At 45.7% G+C, this 24,976-nt stretch carries 22 protein-coding genes; 10 read left to right on the top strand and 12 right to left on the bottom strand.

Annotation, left to right across the window (positions count from 1 at the left end):
• Positions 1–152 precede the first annotated feature (152 nt).
• From G9U52_RS21245 to G9U52_RS21270, 6 genes are all read left to right on the top strand, one after another.
• A complete protein-coding gene (locus G9U52_RS21245; RefSeq protein WP_166152877.1) occupies positions 153–1,094 on the top strand; it encodes a carbohydrate ABC transporter permease in 942 nt (313 codons plus the stop codon).
• A gap of 21 nt (positions 1,095–1,115) precedes the next feature.
• The gene (locus tag G9U52_RS21250; RefSeq protein WP_166152665.1) at positions 1,116–1,952 is read left to right on the top strand and encodes a carbohydrate ABC transporter permease; all 837 of its coding nucleotides are present in this window, start codon (positions 1,116–1,118) and stop codon (positions 1,950–1,952) included.
• 268 nt (positions 1,953–2,220) lie between these two features.
• Entirely contained in the window at positions 2,221–3,588 is a 1,368-nt protein-coding gene (locus G9U52_RS21255) for an ABC transporter substrate-binding protein (protein ID WP_166152666.1), read from the top strand.
• Positions 3,589–3,708: 120 nt separating this feature from the next.
• A complete protein-coding gene (locus G9U52_RS21260; RefSeq protein WP_166152667.1) occupies positions 3,709–5,541 on the top strand; it encodes a sensor histidine kinase in 1,833 nt (610 codons plus the stop codon).
• Positions 5,534–7,159 carry a response regulator transcription factor gene (locus G9U52_RS21265; RefSeq protein ID WP_166152668.1) on the top strand — a complete coding sequence of 542 codons (1,626 nt, stop codon included), beginning with the start codon at positions 5,534–5,536 and terminating at the stop codon, positions 7,157–7,159. Before G9U52_RS21260 ends, G9U52_RS21265 begins: the two co-directional genes overlap by 8 nt.
• Before the next feature lie 127 nt (positions 7,160–7,286).
• The gene (locus G9U52_RS21270) at positions 7,287–8,024 is read left to right on the top strand and encodes a WecB/TagA/CpsF family glycosyltransferase (protein ID WP_166152669.1); all 738 of its coding nucleotides are present in this window, start codon (positions 7,287–7,289) and stop codon (positions 8,022–8,024) included.
• A 77-nt stretch (positions 8,025–8,101) separates the two neighbouring features.
• Here G9U52_RS21270 and G9U52_RS21275 read toward each other — a convergent pair whose 3' ends face one another.
• The 7 genes from G9U52_RS21275 to G9U52_RS21305 all read right to left on the bottom strand — a co-directional run bounded on the left by G9U52_RS21275 (position 8,102) and on the right by G9U52_RS21305 (position 16,426).
• Positions 8,102–8,929: a carbohydrate ABC transporter permease gene (locus G9U52_RS21275; protein WP_166152670.1), complete on the bottom strand. Its 828-nt coding sequence runs from the start codon at positions 8,927–8,929 to the stop codon at positions 8,102–8,104.
• On the bottom strand, positions 8,929–9,849 hold the full coding sequence (locus G9U52_RS21280; protein ID WP_166152671.1) for a carbohydrate ABC transporter permease: 921 nt from the start codon (positions 9,847–9,849) through the stop codon (positions 8,929–8,931). The genes G9U52_RS21275 and G9U52_RS21280 overlap by 1 nt, the downstream gene beginning before the upstream one ends.
• A gap of 67 nt (positions 9,850–9,916) precedes the next feature.
• Positions 9,917–11,242: an extracellular solute-binding protein gene (locus tag G9U52_RS21285; RefSeq protein ID WP_166152672.1), complete on the bottom strand. Its 1,326-nt coding sequence runs from the start codon at positions 11,240–11,242 to the stop codon at positions 9,917–9,919.
• 102 nt (positions 11,243–11,344) lie between these two features.
• Positions 11,345–12,970, bottom strand: a complete 1,626-nt coding sequence (locus tag G9U52_RS21290; RefSeq protein ID WP_166152673.1) for a response regulator transcription factor — start codon at positions 12,968–12,970, stop codon at positions 11,345–11,347.
• Between the two features lie 41 nt (positions 12,971–13,011).
• Entirely contained in the window at positions 13,012–14,736 is a 1,725-nt protein-coding gene (locus tag G9U52_RS21295) for a sensor histidine kinase (RefSeq protein WP_166152674.1), read from the bottom strand.
• A 12-nt stretch (positions 14,737–14,748) separates the two neighbouring features.
• On the bottom strand, positions 14,749–16,050 hold the full coding sequence (locus G9U52_RS21300; RefSeq protein WP_166152675.1) for an ABC transporter substrate-binding protein: 1,302 nt from the start codon (positions 16,048–16,050) through the stop codon (positions 14,749–14,751).
• Positions 16,051–16,219: 169 nt separating this feature from the next.
• Positions 16,220–16,426 (bottom strand): cold-inducible protein YdjO-related protein, encoded by a 207-nt coding sequence (locus tag G9U52_RS21305; RefSeq protein ID WP_166152676.1) that lies wholly within the window; start codon positions 16,424–16,426, stop codon positions 16,220–16,222.
• A gap of 171 nt (positions 16,427–16,597) precedes the next feature.
• On the opposite strand from G9U52_RS21305, the gene G9U52_RS21310 reads away from it, so the two are divergent.
• Positions 16,598–16,729, top strand: a complete 132-nt coding sequence (locus tag G9U52_RS21310; RefSeq protein ID WP_166152677.1) for a DUF4023 domain-containing protein — start codon at positions 16,598–16,600, stop codon at positions 16,727–16,729.
• Between the two features lie 160 nt (positions 16,730–16,889).
• Here the strand turns inward: G9U52_RS21310 and rnhA are convergent, their stop codons facing one another.
• The 3 genes from rnhA to G9U52_RS21325 are packed head-to-tail and all read right to left on the bottom strand — an operon-like array spanning position 16,890 to position 20,269.
• Complete coding sequence (rnhA, locus tag G9U52_RS21315) at positions 16,890–17,585, bottom strand: ribonuclease H (RefSeq protein WP_166152678.1); 696 nt, start codon at positions 17,583–17,585, stop codon at positions 16,890–16,892.
• A 49-nt stretch (positions 17,586–17,634) separates the two neighbouring features.
• A complete protein-coding gene (recQ, locus tag G9U52_RS21320) occupies positions 17,635–19,440 on the bottom strand; it encodes a DNA helicase RecQ (protein ID WP_243767480.1) in 1,806 nt (601 codons plus the stop codon).
• The gene (locus tag G9U52_RS21325; RefSeq protein WP_243767481.1) at positions 19,415–20,269 is read right to left on the bottom strand and encodes a glycosyltransferase family 2 protein; all 855 of its coding nucleotides are present in this window, start codon (positions 20,267–20,269) and stop codon (positions 19,415–19,417) included. Before G9U52_RS21325 ends, recQ begins: the two co-directional genes overlap by 26 nt.
• Before the next feature lie 242 nt (positions 20,270–20,511).
• Between G9U52_RS21325 and G9U52_RS21330 the strand changes: the two genes are divergently transcribed.
• On the top strand, positions 20,512–20,709 hold the full coding sequence (locus G9U52_RS21330) for a hypothetical protein (protein WP_166152679.1): 198 nt from the start codon (positions 20,512–20,514) through the stop codon (positions 20,707–20,709).
• A 58-nt stretch (positions 20,710–20,767) separates the two neighbouring features.
• Positions 20,768–21,562, top strand: a complete 795-nt coding sequence (locus G9U52_RS21335) for a copper amine oxidase N-terminal domain-containing protein (protein ID WP_166152680.1) — start codon at positions 20,768–20,770, stop codon at positions 21,560–21,562.
• Between the two features lie 64 nt (positions 21,563–21,626).
• Here the strand turns inward: G9U52_RS21335 and G9U52_RS21340 are convergent, their stop codons facing one another.
• Together G9U52_RS21340 and G9U52_RS21345 are read right to left on the bottom strand one after the other, a co-directional pair.
• Positions 21,627–21,944, bottom strand: a complete 318-nt coding sequence (locus G9U52_RS21340; RefSeq protein WP_166152681.1) for a transposase — start codon at positions 21,942–21,944, stop codon at positions 21,627–21,629.
• Positions 21,945–22,108: 164 nt separating this feature from the next.
• Complete coding sequence (locus G9U52_RS21345) at positions 22,109–23,695, bottom strand: copper amine oxidase N-terminal domain-containing protein (protein WP_166152682.1); 1,587 nt, start codon at positions 23,693–23,695, stop codon at positions 22,109–22,111.
• 257 nt (positions 23,696–23,952) lie between these two features.
• Between G9U52_RS21345 and G9U52_RS21350 the strand changes: the two genes are divergently transcribed.
• Positions 23,953–24,939 (top strand): SPL family radical SAM protein, encoded by a 987-nt coding sequence (locus G9U52_RS21350; RefSeq protein WP_166152683.1) that lies wholly within the window; start codon positions 23,953–23,955, stop codon positions 24,937–24,939.
• The last annotated feature ends 37 nt before the right edge of the window (positions 24,940–24,976 follow it).

Below are 24,976 nucleotides of genomic sequence, written 5' to 3' on the forward strand. Positions count from 1 at the left end.
CTAACCAACGAGTTTCCCAAGAGCTAGTTTAGGGCTGTTTTTCTAAAGAAAGTCAAAATTGCACCACTTCTCATCAAAATAGTGTTATAGGCTGGCTCGATGTTTTTTCTATAATAGAACAAACGACATAATATGAGGTGAACCGCATGAGCATGAATTCGACTGCCACCACAGCTGCTTCGGATAGAAAGAAAGTAGCGCGCACCAATAAGAAAGCTTTACAACGTAAAGAAACCATCGCGGGCTTCCTATTCGTGAGCCCTATGCTGATCGGCGTTACGATATTGACCTTGATTCCTATTATTGCCACCTTCGTGCTAAGCTTCGCGGATTGGAATTTTGTCGCCGGTATGAACGGCCTTAAATGGGTGGGCTTTAAAAACTTTGCCAATCTGGCCGAGGATGCCACGTTCCTGAAATCGCTTGGAAATAATGCGCTCTTCCTGCTAACAGTGCCAATTTACTTGGCGATATCGATGGCATTGGCAATTATAATTAACAAGAATGTGTACTTGAAGAGCTATTTCAAAGTAGCCTTCTTCATGCCTTACATCTCCAGCGTCGTAGCTGTAGCCATTGTATGGCAAGTTTTGTTCCATCCTTCAGCGGGCCCAATTAACCAATTTCTGCGTTCGATCGGCATTACGAATCCACCCTTGTGGATCGCTGACCCCTCCTATGCGCTGATTTCGGTCATGATGATCTCTGTATGGGTGTCGATAGGGTTCAACCTGATTATTTATTTGGCCGGGCTGCAATCGATTCCAAAGGATCTTTACGAAGCCGCTGACATTGACGGTGCCAATGGTTGGTTGAAGTTCCGCAAAATCACGATGCCGATGCTTTCCTCGACCACGTTTTTCCTGCTCGTTACCGGAATTATTTCGACCTTTAAAGTATTTGACTTGATCGCCATCCTCACTAAAGGCGGACCCCTTAATTCCACCAGTATGCTGGTTTGGTACTTATATGACACTGCCTTTGGCAATTTGAAAATCGGCTATGCCTCTGCAATGGCGGTTGCGCTATTCGCTTGTGTCTTACTGATTACGCTCCTGCAATGGGTCGGCCAGAAGAAATGGGTCAATTATTAAAACGAGAAAGGAGTGAATGCTATGCAAACAACAGCTTTTAATTGGAGAAAATTAGTATTAACCGTCATTATGTTCGGGATTAGCTTGTTGTTCTTAATGCCTTTTATTTGGATGCTATCCGCCTCCTTCAAGATTGAAGCCGATGTGTTCACCTATCCGATCAAATGGATTCCAACCAAGTGGAATGCCATCGAAAACTATAAAGAAGTATGGGTTGGCAAATATCCTTTCTATTTATATTACTGGAATTCGATTAAAATTAGCGTGCTGACGACCGCTATCTCTTGCTTTGTCTCCTGCTTGGCCGCATATGGCTTCTCCAAAGTGAACTTTGCCGCCGGCAAATATTTGTTCCTGATCGTCCTCGCTACCTATATGGTGCCCAGTCAAGCGATATTGGTGCCGCAGTTTATTTTGTACCGTTCCATCGGCCTGTTTGACAGCCATTTCGGCTTGATCATGCTAGGCAGCTTTAGTGTTCTCGGCACGTTCATGATGCGGCAATTTTTTATGGGCGTAAATTCGGAATTTATCGAATCCGCCAAAATCGACGGTGCTGGCCATTTCCGCATCTTCCTGCAAATTGCTTTGCCGCTTGTGCGCCCAGCCGTGGCTACCTATGCGATTCTTCGTTTCATCTGGACCTGGAATGATTACCAGAATCCACTGATCTTTCTGCGTACCGATGCTTTATATACCCTACAGCTCGCTATGCAAAAGTTTTCTACGATCAACGGTGAGTTTTACTCATTAATTATGGCTGCTGCCGTATCGGCGATCATTCCTCTGCTCATTATTTTCATGATTGGACAAAAGAGCGTTATTGAAGGCATCGCCGTCGGTGGCGTCAAAGGCTAGTCAGTGTTCGCCATACAGCCGGATTGTTACTCTTACGGGGGTTAAGACAATCAAAAAATCCGGCTACAATAGCGTTCGGAGGAAGGCTTTGCTTACGCAGCGTCTCCTTTCTGGAAGTTTTTCTGAATGTAACGTTCTGCATAAAAAGGTCCAAATAAAGTCAAGATAGTTGTAAAGGAAGTCAATTTACAAGCATGGTTATAACTAACAGTCTTGCTACAATGGGAATGTAAGCGAATACGAAAGATATTACGGGAGGGTTTATTAGATGAAAAAACAAACATGGACAGGTCTGATCGGCGCAGTTACGGCAGTAAGTATGCTCGCGGGCTGCTCGGGCGGGGCAACTACACCGGCACCAGCCGCAGCACCGTCAGCCACAAGTCCGGTTACGATTAAGCTGCATACTTTCGGTAATGAGGCTAACTATAACTGGAAGCAAACCTTGGCAGCATGGGATGCCAAAAATACCAATATTAAAGTTGATTTAATCGTACTCAGTGAAAAAGGCGATTCGCAGGAAGCTTCCAAAAAGCTTGACCTTGCTGCTGCTTCTGGAGAACCGATGGATGTACTGATGTTCAGTGACCCTGCCGGTTATGCACAACGTGTTAGCCTTGGCATGGTGGAACCGATGGATGCTTACATTGCCAAAGATGGCTTCAAAGTCAACGAAGAATATAAAGTAGATACCCAATTAAACGGCAAATATTATGCACTGCCAAGTAAATTCAATCCTTGGTATGTATTGTTGAATAAAGACCATTTGACTGAGGCTGGCCTAGAAGTGCCAAAGGAATGGACTTGGGACCAGTTTATGGAATATTCCAAGAAGCTCACTAAGGGTGAAGGGGCTACAAAGCGTTATGGCACTTACTTCCACGGTCCGCAAGCTGGCGGTTGGTTGGAATACCTGAAGCTCGCTATGGCTAATCAACCGGAGAATACCGAATATGTGAAGGATGACGGTACCTCCAATATCGATACACCCAACTTCCGTAAAACGTTAGAAATTCGCGCTAAGATGGAAAAGGTAGATAAGTCTGCTACACCTTATGCCGATATGCTTTCCCAGAAGCTGCATTACCGCAATCAATTTTTCAACCAGTCCGTCAGTATGATCCTAATTGGAAGCTGGATGAATACAGAGCTTGGTGGTACCGAGCAATTCCCATTGAACTTTAATGTAGCAGTTGCTCCTTATCCGAAGAATGCTGCGGGCGATGAGGGTGGTTTTACACCTGTAACTACCGACTATGTATCCATCGCGGCCAGTTCCAAAAATAAAGAAGCGGCTTATCAATTTATTCGCTGGTACACCACAGATGGGCAAATTGCACAAGCCAAAAACGTACCTGCCTGGAACAAAGTCAAGGCCGAAGATTTAAGCAAAATTATTGATACCACATTGGCAGCTACTAAAAGTCCGGAGAAGGTCGATAAAGTTTCATTAAACACTGTACTTTCCCAAGCCAAATCATCCAGAATCATTCCGCCAGTTTCCTATCAGGCTGAAATTTTCAAAGCAGTTAACGAGGAATACGAGCAATTCATCTTCGACAAGCAAGACCTAGATACTACCGTTAAAAAGACCAAAGAGCGTGTTGATAAAATTATTGCTGCCAACAAAAAGTAAGAGAGTGTTATAATTGAACCATCAGGGGTGCAGGATCCAACTGCACCTTCTTTTTTCGATTATAAGGAAATATTTATGAAGTCAGTTTTCCTACGGAAAACTTTAAGGAGGACAAGCAACATGTGGGTTCGGCTGCTCCGCTCTTTACGTTCTTTCCGCTTTAAGCTGATGATTGCAGCACTTACCTGTACGTTAATTCCTACCCTTATTTCTTTGACGATCCACAATGATTTAACCCGGGACGCCATGAAGGAGCAGGCGGTCACGAATGCGCAAGAGACCTTGCTGCTCGTCGACGGTTATGTAACGAACCTGCTAAAGCACATGCTTTATATTACGAATTACGTGCAGAATGATATTGAAATGAACACCATTCTCAAAGAAGTAGCGGCGGGCAAGCAATATGAGGGACCCGATGCGGAATACCGCAAATTTTATGATACAACCCGAGTCATTGAAAAACTAGATACGATCACAGGCGTTGGCGGCGAACCGGCTTATGTGACGATTATATTGCCAGATGGCACTTATTACGCCAATTATTCACTGCATGACTATAATCCCATCCATATGCTCAAGGAACCCTGGTTTGGACAATTAAATAATTTATATGGCTACCAGTCCTATTGGATCGGTACGACTCCAACAATGTTCTATAACGAGCAAAACAGAAACCCTTACCAAATCTCAGTTGCCCGGACATTACGGGGTGAGGGGCTTAAAATATACGGTTATGTGATCGTGACGATTATGGAAAACCAGGTGAACCAGAGCTTCGAAAGCCTTGCTCTCGGCCAGGAAATGATGCTGCTGGACACATCAAATACGATTCTTTCGCACAAGGATAGTGCGCGAATCGGGCAGCCCTTCCCGGTCACTGCATCAGCCCAGGAGCAGCAGAAATCGTCGGATATCGTTAAGGTCGATAATGTCGATTACTTGATTTCCCAGCACCCGCTATCGCTTACAGGCTGGAAGCTCGTGACGCTCATTCCTTATGAACAAGCCATATTTAAAATTAGTTCGATTTTCAACAGGGTCTTATTTTTTCAGCTGATTGCTTTTATTTTGTTTATGTTTATTTTGCTATATGTGCTGCGTGCTTTTACGAAGCCGATCATGAAGCTTAGGAAGGTCGTTGAAACCGTCGAGCGTGGCAATTTGGAGGTGCGCTCGCATATTCGGAGGGGTGATGAGATTGGTTATCTCGGCGAAGCGTTTGACCATATGCTGGAGCGTGTCAAAGGGATGATCGCTGAGGTCAACCAGACGCAGACCCGTAAGCGTAATGCCGAGCTTGCGATGCTGCAAGCGCAGATCAATCCACACTTCCTGTTTAATGTGCTGAACTCGATCCGCATGAAGGTGATGGGCAAGGGGGACAAAGAGAGCGCTGAGATGATCAGCTCACTCTCCAAACTGCTCCGGCTAACGATTAGCCAGGACAAAGGCATGATTCACTTCCATGAAGAGATGGAAATCGTGATGGATTACGTCAAGCTAATGAATATGCGGCAAAAAGAGAAGGTGCAGCTGGAGGTCGACGTTCCCAAGGATGCGTTCATGATCCAGGTACCGAGGTTTTTCCTCCAGCCTGTTATTGAGAATGCACTGCTCCATGGGCTGCATCAAAGTGCCGGATCCATTCGGATTCAAGCCCAAGTCCTGGAGGAGCGGTTCGTCATTACTATCGAGGATAGCGGGCAAGGGATGGATGCTGACACACTCCAGGCGCTGCGGCATAATATGACGGCCGGTGAAACCAAAGACGAAGCAGAGACAGCAGAAGCCGGTAGAAAGCAAGGCTTTTCCGGGATTGGCTTGCCGAATGTGTACGAGCGGATGCGAATGACATTTGGTGATACCTTCGAGATGGCTGTGGATAGTAAGCCTGGTGCATGTACACGCGTAACGATGGATATTCCTAGGGAGGTGGGTGAAAGCCATGTATAAAGTGATTCTTGTAGACGATGATTATCCCGTTCTGGAGTTTTTATCCGCAGCTATAGATTGGGAGCAGCTGGGGTTAACCCTGCAAGGAGTATTTGAGAATGGGCTCAGCGCCTGGGAGCATGCGCAGCAGGAGATGCCGGATATCCTCATTACCGATATTGGCATGCCGAAGATGGATGGCTTGGAGCTAATCCGGCGCATGAAAGAGCTCAAGCCCAATTTACGGGCCGGTATCCTCTCCTGCCATAGCGAATTCCATTATGCCCAGCAAGCGTTGAAGCTGCATGTGCAGGACTATTTGCTGAAGGAAACCTTGGATCCGATTGACCTGCAGAAGCTGCTTGTCCAATTTGTCGAAAGCTTGCAGGCAGAGCGCAGCATCCAGGTGCAGCAGACGAAGCTGCAGCTTACTGTTGACCGGAACAAGGAGATGGTCAAGGACAGGTTTTTTCGCAGCACGATCCAGCAGCCTATTCTCGACAAGGAGCTTTGGAAGCACGATGCTGAATCCTTTGGCCTGAATATGGGCAACACCGCCTACCTGCCTGCCATAGGCTTCATTAATAGCTATCGCCCAGCGATGCAACGTTTTGTATCCAGCGATATTTTGCAATTTGCGATTGATAATGTGGTGGAGGAAGTGGTGCGCACGCAAGCGCCACTGGCTGTCCATTTTGCCTATGGAGACAAAAACAGCTTTTATTTGCATCCCGTCGCTCCGGGCCTTAAGATCAATGGCTATGACGAGGCTGCCAAGCTGCTCCATCGTGTACAAACTGCATTGAAGCAATCGCTGAAAATTAATGTTTCGTTCATCATTGGCGACCTATGCCGCGAGCCCCAAGCGTTCAAGCAAGAGCTAACCCGGCTGATCGCTAATACTGACCAGCGTTTTTATATGGAGGATGGCACCATCACCAAGTACCAGGAAATCATCTTCGGGCAGGAGGATTTATTCGCTTGGTATGACCAAGCCCGCGAGCAATTCCGTACCTTTATGATGGAGAAAAATAAGGATGCCGTCAGGCCCACCGTCACCTACTGGATGGATCTGCTGAAGCAGCACCGCTTCGCACCGGACACCATCAAAGATTGGGTGCTGAAGCTGCTGCTGGATTTAAAGCTCAAGCTGCAATCGATGCAGGACTTCCGTTCCGTCTATACGGTAGATATTATGCACCAGGAAATTATCGAGATCGATTCCTTGGCCGAATTAAAGCAATGGCTGATCGACTATTTCCATTCGGTGATGTTTATGGTTGGCGAAATCCTTGATTCCAGCAAAAGAAGTGAAGTGATGGATGCCCGCCAATATGTATCGATGCACCTAAGCAAGCGGATTTCGCTTGAAGAAGTCGCGGAGCACCTGCATTTGAATCCCAGCTATTTTAGCAGGCTGTTTAAGAAAGAAACCGGCGAAACCTTTATCGAGTTCGTCAACAAGCTGAAAATCAACCGTGCCAAAGAGCTGCTGGACCAAACCAACCAATCCGCAGGGAAAATTTGCGAGCTGCTCGGTTATGATAACCAGAGCTATTTCATTAAGCTGTTTAGGGCAAATGTCGGTATGACACCGATGGAGTATAGAGGGTCGAAAAGCGGTAATGCTTCGAAATAAGCCATTGATATAGGTCATATACCACCAGCAAGGAGACGCTGCGCGTTTCTTTGGTTCATCATCTTATATAGTTCAAAAATTGTACCTGTGCTAAAATAAAGATATCTGAACCAAAGGTGGATGTCTTATGGAAAACTACGCCAAAATCATGGGAATTCATTTCCCTAAACTTACATTAGATCGCTCTGTAGGAATCGTAAGTAGCATTATTGAGCAGAAAAAAACGGAGCTGTTTCATGTGGTGACGGTGAATCCAGAAATCACAATGGCTTGCCAAACCGATAGCAGGCTACGTTCCATCGTTGAAGAAGCAGGTCTCATTACCGCTGACGGGATTGGAATTGTGATGGTTTCCCGTTTAAAAGGCAGCAATCTTCCTGAGCGCGTTACTGGCTATGATATGCTATTAAGGCTGCTTGAGGCTGGAAACCAGAAGAAATGGTCGTTTTATTTTTTGGGTGCAGATCCTGTAACCAGCGAAAAAGCATATGAGGCCATTAGTAAAACCTATCCAAATGTTCTAATCTCGGGAAGGCACCACGGCTTTTTCACTCAGGATGAAGAAGCTGGTCTTGTAGAAGAAATTCACGCAGCAAAACCGGATGTTTTAATAGTAGCCCTTGGCGCCCCTTATGCTGAGCGCTGGATTCATAAGTATAAATTAAAGCTGAATGCCAGGATTGCGATTGGCGTCGGGGGCAGCCTGGATGTTATTGCCGGAAAAGTAAAAGGATCACCAGAAATTTGGAAGAAGCTTAATGTGGAATGGCTGTACAGATTAATTCAGCAGCCCTCAAGATGGCGCAGACAATTGATTTTACCCCGCTTCGCTATCAGCGCATTGTTGCATAAAGATAAAAGCTGAGACGGGCTTAAGTAAAAGCAAAAAACCGTTAGCCGTGATCAATGACCACACTAACGGCTTATGCATATATACCCTGCTTACTTCAAACCCGTCGTACTGATACTATCCAATATATACCGACGGAGAAAAATAAAGACGATAAGTACCGGTACAATCGATATCAACGATCCTGCGGATACGACGGACAAGTCAATGTTAAAGGACGATTGGAACATCGCGAGACCAAGCTCCATCGTATAAAGCGTCTTGTCGTTGATGACGATTAATGGCCAGATGAACGAATTCCAAGCTTCGATGAAAGCAAAAATACCGAGTGCACTCATTGGCGGAATACAGAGCGGGAATACAATTCGGAGAAAAATCGTCCATTCTGATGCTCCCTCTACCCGTCCGGATTCAATAATTTCATCAGGAATTTGCTGTATAATATTTTGTCGCATAAAGAAAATCCCGAAGCTCATAACAAAGTACGGCATGAGCAAGCCTAGAAACGTATTGACCAAGCCCAATGTCTGCATCTGCAAATAAAGCGGAATCATGTAAATTTCAAACGGCACAATGGCCGTCGCCAGAATTAGCGAGAATAATACATTTTTCCCATAGAACTCAAATTTGGCAAATATATACCCTGCCACCGCTGATGTAAATACAATACAAAGAGCCGAGATCGAAGCCATCAATAAACTATTCGTAAAGTAAAGATGGAAGGGCGCAGCTTTAAATACGGCCACAAAGTTATCCAGATGAAACCGTTCCGGCAGGAACACTGGAGGCCATACATTGAGTTCAGGCTGAGTCTTGAAGGCCGTTGTAAACATCCAGAAAAACGGAACCAGCATCACTGCTGCGCCAATCGTTAATAAAATCACTTTGATAGTGCCTACTACTCCAAGTTTGCGGTCCATTATTTCATCCCCTTGCTTGAAGTCGTTTTTTCCTTTGCCAAGCCCATTTGAATAAGCGTCAGCACGAACACAATGGCAAACAAGATAACAGCTTCGGCCGAGGAGTAGCCCATTTTAAAGAATCGGAAGCCGTTTTCAATCATGTCGTACACTAACACACGAACCACATATCCTGGCGATCCTTGCACGTCAGAAGCGAGAATATAAATTTGGCTGAAAACATTGTAGCCATGAATTAACGTAATAACAGAAACAAATACAGTAATTGGCTTCATAATCGGAAGCGTAATATGCCAGAACGCTTTCGCGCCGGTCGCTCCATCAATGGCCGCTGCTTCGTAGTATTCCTTGGAAATACCCTTCAAGCCTACTAGAAATATAAGCATATTGTATCCGACTGTCTTCCACACGGTGAGCATAATGACGGAGATAATAGCAAGTGTAGGGTCCAGCAGCCAAGCCTTGGGAGCGATACCAAAAAACGAAATAAAATAGTTCAGCAGTCCACTGTTAGAATCCAGAATCATTTTCCAAACAACCGTAACAGGAACCATCGGCGTTATAACCGGCAAGAAATAAATCGCCTCGAACCATGATTTGAACTTGATCCTTCTTACTAAAGCATTGGAAATAAGCAGCGCTAGCGGTACATTGAAAATGAGAATGCCAAAAGCGATTATGGTCGTATTATAAAGTGAAATGAGGAACATATCACTTTGGAAAAGCTCAATGTAATTGTCAAATCCGATAAATGGTTTATCCATAGATACTAAATCCCAATTAAATAAGCTCATATAAAACGTTTTCAAGATCGGAATGAAGCGTAAGTACGTATATATTAACAATATAGGTGTTAACCCCGAGATTACAAACCAATGTGCCTTGCTGAGGCGCTTTTTTCTTTTTACAGTAGCATCCATACATTTCTCTCCTTAATAAAACATATAAAGGCGGCCTATCACCTAATCTAGATAGGCCCCCCTATTATTACTCGGCCAGATGTCCTGCTTTTTTCAAAATTTCAATCGTTTCTTTCTCAGCCTCTGCCAATATAGCTTTCATCTTGTCCACATTGCCTACGAGCGAAGGGTCGGTAAAACCTTTATTAGCTAACCGATCTGCAAACTTGGTTTGAAGTTCATCGTGCTCTGGAATCGAAGGGTATACCTCCAAATGATTGTATTTAGCAAAGAAGCTTATGAGCTGAGGCGTTTCTTTAAATACATCATCTAGTTTCAAATCATCGCGAACCGGATGCCAGCCTGTCATTGTAAGCTGCTGTTTATGATTATCCTGCTCCATTAGAAAGCGGATGAAATCCCACGCCGCTGTTGCTTTATCTCCTTTGGCGGAATTGGTCACGTAGAAATCTTTTTCCACTACGATATTGGCCGCTGGCAGTGTTGCTGTGCCGTAATCCAAATTGGGAGCCTTTTGCTTGATATCCCCGATAACCCATGATTCACGAACCAACATAGCCGTTTTTTCCATTTCGAATGCTTCTGCATCATGCTTGATAACCGGATCATCGGTCTTATATTTATGCACCATATCTACATACATCTGGAAGGTTTTCAAGCCCGATTCGTTATTGTAATCAGGTTTATACTTGCCGGGGGAAACTTCCTTTAGGAACGTTCCGCCATTTTGCAATTGCATAACCCAGAACTTCTCGGCAACACCGCTACCACCTCCGGTAAGGCGAAGACTAAGACCGGAACGTTCGACTTTACCGGCTGCGTCATATTTGGTAAGCTTTTTCGCATATTCCACTAGCTGATCCATCGTTTTTGGAGGCTCGGTCAGACCTGCTTCAGCAAACATCTTTTTATTGTAAAACAGAGCTGCATTCGCCATCATATGTGGAATTCCGTAGACTGCATTATTGAAGACGGCATCCTTAACCACAACTTCCGGAAAAATCCCGCTTTTCACGAAAGCAGACAAGTCATCCGGCGCTTTTTGAATCATGTTCGTTTGAACATATCTTAGCGCAAGGCTAGGGTTAACCGAAATAATGTCGGCAGCGCTATTAGAAGGGATGGCCGTTGATATCTTCTTTTCGAAATCCTTAAGCGGGAAGGATGAAATGTTAACCTTTACGTTCGGATGCTCTTTCTGGTAGGACTCGGTCATAATCTTAAACCAAGGATCCAGCTCCGGATAGCCTGTCCATAAGCTGATCTCCACTGGATTCGTAGTTACCTTAGCCGGGGTTGTTGCTGCCGTATTTTCAGCGGGAGCTTGCTTGGAGCATCCCGCAATAGCCAATGATAATGCAGCTGCTATTAAAGCCATACCTTTGATGTTCATTCTTTATATGTCCCCTTTAACTTGTTATTGTCTACATGAATAAGTGTATGATTTTGTCGAATTTATTCATATAGCAATAATTAAAGGTCTATGTGTAATTTTTTAAGCATGTGTATTTCGATACTCTTGAGGTGTTGTACCAAAATGCTTTTTGAATACTTTTATAAAATAATGGGGATTCTGGTAGCCTACCTCTATCGATATCTCAAAAATTTTCTTCGTGCTCGACATAAGCAGCTTGCGTGCTTTTTCCATTTTGAGCCGTGTCATATAATCGCTGATGTTCTCACCCGTCTCCAGCTTGTACAACTTAGACAAATAGGCAGGATGTAAATGGATATGATCCGAAATAGCCTGAACGGAAATGTCACTGGAAAGGTTAGATAAAATATATTTCTGGGCCTCCTTCACCGCTACCATTCGGGCACTCTTAATCTCATTCTTCGAATGCTGCTCCAGCTTGCCAATCACATTCCAAACCCATTCCTTTAAATGGCCTACTGTTTTGATGGGTGCAAGCTCTTTGCCTCGCATATAATCAGTGTCAATCATATCGGCTAACATTCGGCCGTTCTTATGGGCAAAATACGAAAATGTGGCAAACAAATTAAAGAACACGGAAGTAATGTGCTCCGGTGATTTGACCCAATCGCTCTCCAGTTCTTCGAGAATGGCGGTCAATTTATTACTCACCGCTTCCCAACTTCCGGCTTCCAGCAAATGCATCAGTAGCGGGGACTCATACAATCGCTCTAAGGAACGAATATCGGCCATTTCATCCTTATCGGCAATATAAATCGGCAAGTCCTTTTCACTCCCAAAGCGTTTACCAAAGAGAAGCAATAAGTTGCTATACAATTTGGAGATGTCGCCTGGAAAAACACCCCAATGCCCCAGTAGAATAGATACTTGTTTCTTCAGATAATGCTGTATATTCAGCTGAATCTGATTGGTCAGACGTTTTAAGTGAATATGCAGCCGTTCCTGTTGGCCTTGTTCCCATGGTTCCTTAGGCATCAGCACCAAGACCAAATAATCATGGACATCCTTGCAGTACCAAACGTGAAAGTACTCCTCGACGGTTTCCTCCGCCAAGTTTCCGATAGCAAACTCGATCAAAGACATTTCAAACGGATTATAATCAGAAAACTGTTCTTTGTAGCGGATCATCATCATCACAATGTGGTTGTCTAGACGAATGGGCATTTCCAGCAAGTTCATTTTTTCTTCCAAGCGGTTTACCGATATTCTTGACCCTTGAAGCAGATCATATAAAAGCTCGCTGCGAAGCCTTGGAAGATGATCCCGCATCGCATGCTTCGCCCGGTTATAAGCTTCATGGTTTTCTTTAGCAATCCGAATCGTTTCCACAACGAAAGAAACACGTTTTATTAGATCTTCATCACTGACGGGCTTCAGCAAATAGTCGCATATATTATTTTGTATCGCTGTCTGGGCGTACTCAAAATCCGCATGCGCTGTCAACAGCATGCACTTCGTGTGCTTCCAGTGCTCATAAATAAACCTGGATAGCTCAAGGCCATCCATCCCGGGCATGCGAACATCTGTAATGACAATATCAATCGGATATAAGGCGAGTATATTCATCGCCTCGGATGCCGAGTAGGCTCTATGAACCCTGTGAATATCCATGTCAGCCCAGTCGATTGTAACAGCCAGCGTATCCACAACATTCATTTCATCATCTACTAAAAGCAACTGAAGCATCGAGGTGCCTCCTTCTAAGTCAGATTCTATCTGAGTTAATTCTACAATCCAGTTTTCCAAGCAATCGTGACTCTAAGCCCGCCTAATGGAGAAGGAGAAAACAACAGCCCTGCATTTTCGTTAAATTGATAATTCAGTCGCTGGTGAACGTTCCAAAGCCCGCAACCCCCCTCTGGGTCAAGAGGCAGGGACACCTTGACCCCAAGGCCTGCCAGTTGCTCCTCGCTTAACCCATTGCCATTATCATCGATAATAATCCGGCATTCCTCTCCCTGTTGCTCCCCTGTAATCGATATAATGCCATATTGATTACTCTTTTCAATGCCGTGTATAATAATATTTTCCACGATCGGTTGAAGCGTCAATCTGGGAATTTGCAGCTGCCGCATGGATTCAGGGATGTCCATTTCATAATGGAACCGCTCGATACGCAGGTTTTGGATGGTCAAATAGTTATCAATCAATCTGAGCTCCTCTTCAACCGTGGTCAGTGTATGCTCGATCTTGGTAATGTATCGGAAATACTCGGATAAGCTTAGAATCATTTTCGTTGCTGCTTGCTTATCATCAATGGCAATCATATTTTTCACAAAAAACATACTGTTGGCAAAAAAATGCGGATTGATTTGAGACTGAAGATGCTTCAGTTGTGCATCGCGAAAACGGATGTTTTCCATATATACCTTCTCAAGAAGCCTTTGAATCTCTTCGGCCATGTCGTTAAATTTCGCAAATAAGAAGTCAAATTCGTTTCTCGGCAAATAGTTCAAACGATGCGAATATGACCCTGTTTGAATCATTTTAACCCCATTTAAAAGCACCTGAATGGGCCGTTGAATCCGTCTATATAGAAATACAATGAAGATGATGCTGATCATCAGCATTAACGAAATAGCTATATAAAATAAATTACGGCTGTTTGTAATGGGGGCAAGCACCTGATTGAGCGGTGTATAATCAATCACGTACCATCCCAAGCTGTTCAAGCGAATATAGTCCACCATGTATTTTTCATGGTTAATCTCAGCATTCAGACTTCCGCTGTCCCCCAAAACTTGCCTCGATAAGAAATTAGCGATTTCATTCGATATTCCAGTCTCTGCTGCAGTACCCAATATCATATCGAAGCTGGGCTTGTAAAAAAAGGGTAACATCGTCTCGTCGTTCTTATATTCATTCAGCATTCTGATCAATTGGCTGTTATCGAAACGGACTTCAACCACTGCATTAGCTTCAATAAGGCTGCGATTAACCAGAAGCGGATTCGATATTTTTTTGGAAAAGTAACCCTCGCTATCGCTGCTTGTTTGACCTGCATGGTATTCCCAAAGGGCGGTTGTAATCCGCTTTAAAGATTCGTCCGTATAGATACTACTATAATCGTTGGAAAGCGCCCGCTTCACCTTTGGAAAATAGATCGTTAATCGGTTAGTCCAAGTGCTTGTCGCACTTAATAGACTAAGTTTTTGAATAGTCGCTTCCTCAGCTTCAAGCTGCTCAAACGACTCGCGGTTATCTTCTACACTGCCCAACTCTTTAATACTCGGATCTCTGCTGACGACAATCGCTGAGCTTGATAACCGGTCTATAGTGTTATCGAGCTGTGTTCCGAAGAAGGAGAGCCGCTTTAAATTTTTCTCTCGAAGCGATTGTTCGACTACGTTAACTGAAACCGTATTCGTATAACTATAGATGAGGACGAGTGAAAGGAACATAAGCACAATCAGCAGCGCCAGCTTGCTAAACGTATTCCACCGATGAAACATGTGATTTTCCCCTCAATTCTTCTTGTCACCCTCAATAATGGTTTGAAGCTCTTTGTTTGCTTGATTAGCGGCATGTTGAATGTCTTCACCCAGAATAGCTTTCACCACAATACCGCCAACAACATCCCTCGCTTCAGGAACGCTCATTACAGAAGGCACGCTGTGTCCGATTCCCTTCTCCATGGTGTCCTGGATAGCCTTCACTAGATCACTTGGAAACATCTCGATCCCATCTTTGGATGCCCAGATGGAATTCCGCGCTCCAGGAATGCCGTTTCGTTGAATTCTAAGCACATTTTCCTTATTTGTAACCCATTCCATAAAGGCCCAAGCCGCATCTCTGTTTTTGGCTTTGGGGTTCATTGCAAACGACCATGATGCAATACTGGAGGGTCTTGCACCTGCGCTGCCAGCAGGAAATGTCGCGAAGCCGACATGATCTTGGACGACAGAGATTTCGGGATCAATTGCATTCCTATAAAGCGCTGCCGAATCCACTAGAAAAGCTGCTTTTCCTTGTGCAAACAAGCCAATCGATTGTGGCCAGGACATGTTCACGACTCCGCGAGGCCCGTAATTTCTTAGTAAATCTGCGTAAATCTTAAAGCCTCGGATGGCATCCGGCGTATTCAGAGTCGCTCTGTCACCATCCAAATAGTCGCCGCCTTCGCTAAAAAGAAAGGAGGAAACCGTGGTCACCAACGCGTTGCGCTGGCCACGGGAGACAAAGCCATAAAAATCATGCTTTGGATCATGCAGCTTTTTCGCAGCCTCTTGCAATTCAGACAACGTTTGTGGAACTGGGACGTTATTTTTTTGCAGTACATCTTTGTTGTAATACAAAATAAACTGATCGGTAAATAACGGAATAGACATTAATTGTCCATTCACCGTGCTGCTCTCTATCGTAGCCTTGGAGAAATCGGAAAAATCATAAGCCTCATTTCTCATCACATAACCATTCAGTGGAACTGTCCATCCATTTTTGTAAAACAAAATCTTATCCATATAGGCTCTATACATAAACACCTCGGGGGTCTCGGCCAAGGACGTTAATTGGACAGCCATCTTTTGATGAAGCTGCTCCTCTGAGAAGATCTGAAGATCAACCTTCATACCCGTATTATGGGTGAATTCGGGAATCCATTTTCTCATAATGTTACTCCATGGATGGTTTGCTGCAAATACGGTTAGCTTTTGTCCCGCAAATGGTTTGGTCTGCAACAGCGTATCTGTCTTAACTTCTTGCTTGCAGGCTGTAAGTGTAAGCAGCAGAACGATGCCCACAACCCAGCCTTTCCCTCGTCTTGTCATGGATAGCCCCTCCCGTGCATTGATCATGTTCATATTTTCCCCATGAAGGGCACTCGGCAAACTATAATTATTGGGAGCTTGATTTATAAGAAAACGAAGCCTCCGCTCCCACTTTCGCAGCGGTTTCGGAGGCTCCTACGGTCATATTGGGGGACTGGCTGAATTGAAGTCACCCTTTCTTTTTACTTTTTTTATGTACAACCGGTACATGTTTATAGCTGCGCACCATAGGATTTTTACATAAAGGACAATCAGGTAAAGTTTCTGTAACAAACTCCTTACGTGTCCATGCTTTACAGTCAGGCTGCTTGCATCTCCATATTTCAATTTGCTCTAATTCTTGCTTTCCTTCATCTTCTAAAGTTGTAGTTGCCATTGTCAAATCAGATCTCCTTGCGTTAATTTCTAGACTATTCATTATTATACAGAAGGTTAGGATTAGCAAGCCTTAATGTAAGCCTTGCAGTGTGGCGCTACTAGGTTATGAATGAAAATTAGCTCCAAAGGTTAAATTAACAAGGATTGTATCATCAAGGAGGTTACATGAATGGACAGCACCCACGAGTTTGTCGAAAAGCTGCACGACACACAGAAAAAGGCTGAAGCAAATAAAAAACACCAGGGTAAAGGAACCCCTAGTGACAAGCTGCCCAACAAACAGCACACTACCAATAAATAGTTCGGTATGTTAAACACTAGCTCGATATGCTAAAAACCATGCTCCTGAGGGGCATGGTTTTTTGCGTTGCTCGCCGGTCGGCGTCTAGGTGAGCCCGCCTGCCTGCCATTCGCCAGACTTCATGCTTTCGGGCATATCCGCCCTAGACGAAGCTTATCGCCTATTTCCGACCATAGTCGGCCTTAATTTCTCCCCAGGCCTTCGTATCCCACTTCAAGATCGGATTCGTATAGTTATTGTTCTGCAGCCATGCCAACGCGCGGTCAACAAGCGTCCAAATTTCCTTCGTTGATTCGTCCCGCGGCAGTGTGGTTGCGACCGTCCGTTTGTTAATCCAGCTCATCGCTGTCTTCGAATCGGTGTAGATGGTCATTGTGCTATTACGTTGCTTCAAATAAGCGAGCGCATGGACAATTGCCAGAAATTCGCCGAGATTGTTCGTCCCCTTAGCGATCGGCGGATGCTCGAAGATCACTTCCCCCGTGCGTGTGCTTACCCCTTTGTATTCCACGATCCCCGGGTTCCCTTTGCTCCCTACATCGACTGAGATGCTGTCCAGCACGACTTGCTCGGGCAAACTCCCATTAGCCGCAGACTTCGCCGCCTTTGATGCTGAGCCGCCGCTGCCACTCGCAGCGCTAGTCTTGCTAGCCGCTCCGCTTCCAGCAGCAGCCTTGGCGCTTGCGAACGAAGCCTTCCAGCCGCGAGCCAGCGCTGCCTGAGCTTCCGCTGCACTCTCATAGGCTTTGAACTTAGCCTGCGGATAACCATTCGTCTGCAGCTGACAATCTGCCCAGCTTGTATAAATACCGGGTACCTTCCCTTCCCACACTACATAAAACTTTTGCTTGGCCATGGAAAAGCTTCACCTTCCAAACTGGATATGGTTTTTATGTTCTGCCTTATTAAGCTTGATAATTTTTGAAAAACTCGATGAAATATGCGCCATATTTGAAAAATTTCGCTTCGCCAATCCCTTTGATCTTCAGCATCGCGGCCGGATTCGTCGGCTTGATCCCGCACATTTCGCGCAGCGTGCTGTCCGGGAAGACGATGTACGGCGGGATCCCCTCGCGTTTGGCAATCGTCATCCGCAGCTGCCGCAGCTCGTCGAACAGGTCTGCTTCGACCTCACGTGCCACAGGCTCCTGGCGGAGGCGCAGCTTCTGCTCGACGCGCTCGCTGCCAGCCAGTACAGCCTGTGCCTTGGTATGCAGCCGCAGCACTGGGAACTTGCCATCCGTGATCAGCAGGTAGCCTTCGGCCACCAGCAGCTGGATCAGGTCGACAATTTCCTTCTCTGTGCGGTCCTTTAGCAGCCCGTAGGTGGTTAATTTGTCGAAACCCATCTCCAGCACCTTCTTGTTGCGCGAGCCCTTCAGCACCGACGCAACCGTCGTTGCCCCGAAGCGCTCCTTCATTCTCCGCACGCAGGAAAAGATTTTCTGTGCTTCGATGGTGATATCCGTCAGCTGCCGCTCCGTGCTGCAGCTACTGCAGCGACCGCAATCCTCGCAATCATCACCGAAGTAGCGGACAATATACCGCTGCAGGCATTGCGAGGTGTGGCAATAATCGGCCATCTGCTGGAGCCGTCGGTATTCCTGCGCCTGCCGCTCTGGGTCGCCGATCGACTGCTCGATCAGGAATTTCTGGATATGAATGTCCTGTGGGCTGAATAATAGCATGCATTCACTGGGTTCGCCATCACGTCCGGCACGTCCGGCTTCCTGGTAATAGGCCTCCATATTTTTGGGCATATTATAATGTATGACATAACGGACGTTCGATTTATCAATCCCCATCCCAAACGCATTACTGGCCACCATCACGGTAATTTCATCGTAGAGGAATTGTTCCTGCACGATAGCCCTTTCTTTATCCGTCATTCCTGCGTGATATTTGCCAACAGGAACCCGCTGCTTCTTCAGCAGCTCATACAAATTGTCTACTTCCTTGCGCGTAGCCGCATAGATGATGCCCACCTCGGCATCATGCTCGCGGATGTAGCCAAGCAATACGTCGCGCTTGTTCTCGCCTTTAATGACGGAGAGCGCTAGGTTCTCACGCGCAAAACCCGTTACGAACACTTCCGGCTCCCGCAGCTGCAGGTGCTTGACAATGTCCACACGCACCTGGTCGGTGGCAGTGGCCGTAAAGGCCGCGACAATCGGCCGCTTCGGCAGCAGCGTCACCAGCCGGCTGATCGCCATGTAGCTCGGGCGAAAATCATGGCCCCACTGCGAAACGCAATGCGCCTCATCGATCGCGACCATCGGTACTTCCAAATCTGCGAGCAGCTCAATAAACCGCTCGGACTCCAAGCGCTCTGGAGCCACATAGAGCAGCTTATATTCGCCTTGGCGCGCCTTGCGGATACGCTGCTCCACTTGGGCGTAGGAAAGCGAGCTGTTGATGTAAGCTGCCGACACACCGATGCTGTCCAGCCCATCCACCTGGTCCTTCATCAGCGAGATCAATGGGGATACAACAATAGTTGTACCGCCCAGGAGCATCGCCGGAACCTGGTAACAGATCGATTTGCCTCCCCCTGTGGGCATGATCCCAAGCGTATCCTGCCTATTTAAAATGCTGGCAATCACCTGCTTTTGTCCGTCTCGGAAGGATCCATAGCCGTAATATGTTTTCAGCAGCTTTTCTGCCTGCTCCATCGTACCTACCACATCATGCTCCCCCTTTATTACGTGCATACCGTGAAAGAATAGGCTCACCATCCCATAGCACTTCCGTTGGTGCTTTTCGTTCAAGCATCGCTGGTTCTTCTAACAGAAGCAGAAAATTTTTGGTAGGCAGCTCGCCCAAGCCATGCTTTGCAGACAGCTTGTCCAAGAAGGGGCGCATATCCTCATGCTGGCCCGACATATTGCCCCCTTGCTCCGAGAACGCGTATAAGGCGCTTGCCACCGGAACTCTTTTTACCCGAAAATGCTCCACAGCCCGCAAAAAGAAATCCCAATCCCAATAATGGTACATCTCCACATCAAATAACCCAAGCTGCTCATGGAGCTCTTTGCGATACAAACAGCCTGACGAGACGAAGGTCGAAAATTTACGCATTGCTTCTATATCATGCTTATAGGCAAATACGAACCTTTTGGTCGCACGCCGCGTCTGCCCATCCAGCACATAATCAAAAATTTCCACATCCGAATACACCATATCACAATCGGTAATTTCCTCCAGCATCCGCTCAATATGAGTCGGTAGCAGAAGGTCATCATCGTCACATAAAACAATATAATCACCACGCACTAGCTCCAATCCCCGATTGCGGGCGTGCACATGCTTTAAATTATGCTCCATATCCACGATCGTAATATCCAGCTCCGGGTAAAGCTTAAGGAGGAATTCAACGGATTGCCCGGCATCATTGACTATAATAATTTGTAAATGCCGATAAGTCTGCCTAAACAGCGATTCTATCAGCTCACTAACATAACCAGCCCGATTAAATGTCGGAATAATAACCGATATTAACGGTGTTTCCCCTTCGAACATGCGCTCGCCAGATTTTTCCATCCCCATTGTCCCTCCTTATAGCGTTCTTTAGAACTCTTGCCACGTAAGCATTATCTTTTAACTTTACGCATCCACACAAAGCCGCTACTCTCAAAGATACCAAAAAAGTCGCTAAAAGGGAAACGAATCCCTCTCCCATCCATTTAATGCCTATCTTCGTCCAAAAAGGTTTTAAAGGGCAACTGTCGAATTGTGTTTAGATGCAGAAATGTGTTAGATTCATATAATGGGGGATTTTGACGATGGCATGGAAACCTATTTACGATAGCGAACAGCTATCCCTTATCGCAGATGATGAGTTGAAAGTCGCTATGCTTGAGGTTAGCAGTGGCGGATATGTTCCACGTTACGTAACCTTGCATTGGAATGAGCAAGAGCTGGCTGAAGTCATTCAGGCTCTCCAGAGCGCCCAGCAACTCTTAAAGGGTGACTCCGCCTAATCGGGCGATCGGGTCCGGCATTCGCAAGTAAAGCTATACAATCAGGAGGATTATAAATATGCACAGGTTAAAAAGCTTTCAGTGGATAGTTATTGGATTAACTATTTGCATGCTGATGGTCGTTCCTTTATCTGCTAGTGCCGAAGAGTCTGCACAAATACCTATATATATTTCCCAGGAAAAACAGCAATGGGCCGAGCAGCCCTTTATTGAACAAGGCAACACAATGGTACCCATGCGCGCTTTATTCGAGAAGCTCGGATTTAATGTAACTTGGGACGCGGAACGGCAGATGGCAACAGCTGTCAAAGGCGGGTTAAGCATTATGCTGACGATTAACAAGGGCACAGCTGTCGTGAATCAGGCTGCCTACTTTCTTGAGGTATCGCCTAAAATCCACAACAACAGCACGTATATACCTCTACGTTTTGTAAGCGAGGCTGCGGGTGCGGACGTGGCCTGGGATGAAACCGAGCGCTCGGTGCAAATCAGCTTTGACGATGTCCCGCAAAATAAGATTCGCAAGCTGATCGAAAATGTGACCCAGAGCAGCAGCTTTGTGCAATCGGTTGTCGTCTTGACAGGAGGCGATGGCATTAAAAAAAATGGTATGGAAATCAAAGAGATCATCATGGGTGAAGATGGCATTACGGCTCAAGTCGTGTTCGAAGCTGGCTTCACGGTTTCCAAAGCGATTAAATCGCCTACAGGTATTACGATTTCTCCTGCAGAATCGGTCATTTATGAATATACCTGCGAGATTTACAAGGATTCCTTTGACCAATGGATTCTTAAGACCCAGCCTGGAGCCATGCCGTATGAGCAAAAGGAAAAAAAGCCTTTTATGGGATAAAGATTACGGATAACAAAAAGGCACTAAGGACCATTAAGGTTCCAGTGCCTTTTTATATTTGATTTTACATGCGCCGCAGCTTGATGTCTTGATAAGATTCCCAAGCTACAGCGATCAACCGATACATGATATAACTGCCGACATAAGCTCCACAAGCGAGAAAACGCACATCGGCGAACAGCTCATGAATGGTCGTCATCATCACTTCTTTATTTTTATTAATATCGTAAATCTTCACGGCGACCATAATGCCGATAACCCATCCGCTGCCAATAGCAAGCCAATCAAAGCCCAAGCCCACTCCATTGCCACGATTCCATTTGGCCGCCGAGAACATAAATATCGGGATAACAATAACAGCCGCTCCGATTGCGAAAGCCATGATCAACCACCTCCATTTACAAGTATAGGGTCCAGCTCCACTTTTGATACTAGATGATCGAAGCGAACTCGATCGAAGTTACTTGATTCTTGAAAAAAAGCGAGCCCCATGGCTCGCTTTCATCCTTATAGGATTACATGGTTCCTCACATTTGTACGCTATGCTTAAGGGGCGATTAGGCGGATCACTTTGCCTTCTTCAGCAAGATCAGCTGTCCAGCCCGTTACTTCTGCGAAGATTTGTACAGGGACCACCAGTCTTTCACCTTGCATGGTAACCATGGCGCTTGCTACCTTCTTCTCTACATTATGGATGACCACATCAGAGCCTGGGGAGAAGATGACGCTATTTCCATTCCATGACATGGTTGCCGAGCGATCCATTTCATTCCAAGCGAGTGTCGCACCCACGGCATCCGATGCATAACGAAGTGGAATGTAAGTAAAGTTGTCTTTAAGGAAAGGGGCAACATCCATCATCATTTTATGGCCGTTAACATCGACTTCTGTATGGTTGATTTTGAATATTACTGTGCTTTTCCCAACGTCTGGAAGCTTGTTAGCTGGGAACATAGCTGGGAATTGTGTTGAAATGCCAGCAGCAAGTACATCAGTTGTTTTGAACATGTGGCTGTAAGCCATTTCTACATTAGGATATGTGAAGCTATAATCTTGCTTGGCATACGTATCAAAGGTGGTTAGCAAATGGTTGATGTGTTCCTTCAATGCTTTGCTGATGTCCGCTTCAATAAAGTTCTGTGGATTCGCTGTTGCAAAAAATTTGGCTTGCTCCGCCCGGTAAGCATCAAGGTTGTCTACAGCCATTTTCATAGCCGTGGTATCCTTCGCGGCCGTTGCCTTCACATAACTAACGAAGTAGCCGATGTGGGATGCCCAGATGGGTTTGAAAGCATTACCGGCATCTTGGCCATACGCAAGAGCAATTACAGCCGTCAGGTCGTCTGTGTTTTGTCCAAGAGCCACAACTGCTGGTTCAAAATCCATTTTACCATCCATACCTTTTTGCATAGCCAGTATAGCTAACAAAGCATGCTCTCCCAATACTTGGCCAAGTGCACCACGAAAGTCGGCAGTTGGAGAATTGATTGCTGAGGTTGAGAATTTATCCGGATACTGGTTAGCTATACCGCTGGCCAGCATATCAGCTGTATCAAACATATGTCCGTAAGCCATACGCGCATTCGCATAGGCACTCGTATAATCTTTATTAGCATAAGCGTTTAACGCATCTAATAAATGATTGATATGTACTTTTAATTCTTCTTCAATAGCGGCTGCTTTAAAGTTCTCTGGATTGGCTGACGCGAAAAACGCGGCTTGTTGAGTACGGTAGCTGTCTAGCTTCATAATAGCGGCTTTACGGCCGACATCATCCTTAGTAACTGTTGCATTCACATAATCAACCAAGTATGTAAGGTGTGATGCCCAAATTGGCTTAAACACCAGTCCTGCATTAGGACCGTATACAGATGAAATCGCAGCTGTTAACCTATCTGTGTTTTGGTTTAACAAATCCGCTGCTTTCGTGAAGTCAGCCGATTTATCATAGCCTTTTTGCATAGCTATAACCGCAAGCAAGGCATGCTCTCCCAGCAGCTGGCCGAGCCCTGCACGAAGATCGCCTGCTGCAATCATTGAATCATTGGTAGGCGTTGCCGCCCCAACCACTGCTGGCAGCATTAAGGCGATACAGAGCATTAGTAAAACTAATTTAGTTTTCAAAAGCTTCATCCATTCACCGCTCCTTTTATCTCACCAAGTGTTAATTCGGTTTACACTTACCGGTATTAACCAATTAAGGTAATTTACCCTTGGCCTTTCTCTGTGAAACAAATTTTAAGTAGGATAACAGTTAGTTGGATAACAGTTGCTTATCAGCACACGAACCTTGCAGCAATAGCCTGCTTTCTGCTTCTTGCTTTTAGTTTGTCCATCTGCTACGATAAAATGAGAACATATATTCGTATAAAATGAGGTGGCAACCCAAGATGTCTATAGCTAAATCTTCCACAATCCAATCCAAAATTCAATATGAACCGATGCAAGCCAAAACCATACTAAATCCAGTAAAAGCTCCCTCGATGCCATTTGATTGGTCCATTAATCCATATCGCGGCTGCCAGCATGGCTGCAGCTTCTGTTATGCGCGTTCGACCCACTCCTTTCTCGGAGAGGAGGCCAATGACGCGTTTCAGAACCATATTTTCCTCAAATCCGACGCCCCTGCCATTCTAAGGGCACAAATCCTCAAGCGTCTTCGTGGTCATACGAGAATTGCCGATTGGAGACCAGTAGCGATAGGCACAGCCACAGATCCCTACCAGCAAATTGAAAGCAAAGCGATGCTAACCCGCGGCTGCTTGGAGGTATTAGCCGAATTCCAGATTCCGATCACAATCACTACACGCTCTCCGTTAATTCTAAGGGATCTGGACCTGCTCAAGAAGCTGCCTATGCTTTCGGTCAATATTAGCATCAGCACATTAAACAACAAAATCTGGCGCCAGTTCGAGCCCGCAACCCCTTCGCCAGCCCAACGGCTCGTTACGGTAGAGCGGCTGAATGAGCAAGGGATTCCTACAGGAATATTCGCCGCACCGTTACTTCCATATTTGACAGATGGTGAAGCCGACTTGGAGGAGCTGGTGGCCGCTGCTTCCCAAGCAGGAGCGCAGTTCTTTATGCCCTCTTTCTTGCGCCTAAGCACATCAGCCGTCAAAGTATGGTTCTTCCAAGCGCTGCAGCAGCATTATCCGCAGCTAACGCAAACCTATGCCCAGCTATATCAGTTTTCCGGATCCTTGCCCTCTAGCTTTCGGGATCCTGTTATGCGCAAGCTCGAAGCTATGCTGCTACAGCATAAAGTGGATATGCAAAAGTTCGTACCTGCCACTGAACCTCAATTGTCAAACGCAGCCTTGGGAAACGAAGAAAACGAAGATGCGGGACAACCTATGCAGCTGACTTTATTTTGAATAAAGCGGGATACGCTGCCTTGCTTTTATTCCTTAA

This window comes from Paenibacillus agricola (assembly GCF_011440305.1).
Classification (GTDB): domain Bacteria; phylum Bacillota; class Bacilli; order Paenibacillales; family NBRC-103111; genus Paenibacillus_S; species Paenibacillus_S agricola.